Source organism: Acetobacter sp. UBA5411, from assembly GCF_002409645.1.
In the GTDB taxonomy this organism is placed as follows: domain Bacteria; phylum Pseudomonadota; class Alphaproteobacteria; order Acetobacterales; family Acetobacteraceae; genus Acetobacter.
Genome location: NZ_DHNR01000021.1, coordinates 2,371 through 2,813 on the forward strand (window position 1 = coordinate 2,371; position 443 = coordinate 2,813).

Sequence of the window (443 nt, forward strand, 5' to 3'; positions counted from 1 at the left end):
TCGGGGAAAGGCTGGGAAGCGAGCAACCGTTCGCGCGGGGCGAACACGAGCTATCACGAAATCAGCCGCCCGCTGATCCGACGGGAAGAACTGCTGAACGATGTCCGGGTAGATGAAGCGTTTGTGGTGGTGCGTGGTGGTCGTCCGTTGCGTTGCGGGATGCCTATCTATTTTCGACGGCCTGAAATCAGAGAAAAAATAGCGGCCAATCGGTTCAATAAGATCTCGGCCTGAGTGTCAGGGGGACATGAGCAATGTCGGAAACGAACAATGAGAAGCGTCGGGATAAGGCGCGTCAGCAGGGAAGCCAGAAGACGGCCGGTATTGCCGAGGCGCAGAAAGCGGCATCGCGTGAGAGTGTCGCTGATCGCTACTGGAAGCAAACAAGCGAAAAGGGACAGACCCCTGGACAGCGGGCGGAGAGCAACAAGCCACGTGCAAAG

General features: G+C 57.6%; 2 protein-coding genes. Both read left to right on the top strand.

What is annotated here, in order from left to right:
* The coding region (locus B3759_RS07030) for a type IV secretory system conjugative DNA transfer family protein (protein ID WP_291365015.1) at window positions 1-234 on the top strand (234 nt) is incomplete at its 5' end.
* Window positions 235-254: 20 nt separating this feature from the next.
* The coding region (locus B3759_RS07035) for a hypothetical protein (RefSeq protein ID WP_291365017.1) at window positions 255-443 on the top strand (189 nt) is incomplete at its 3' end.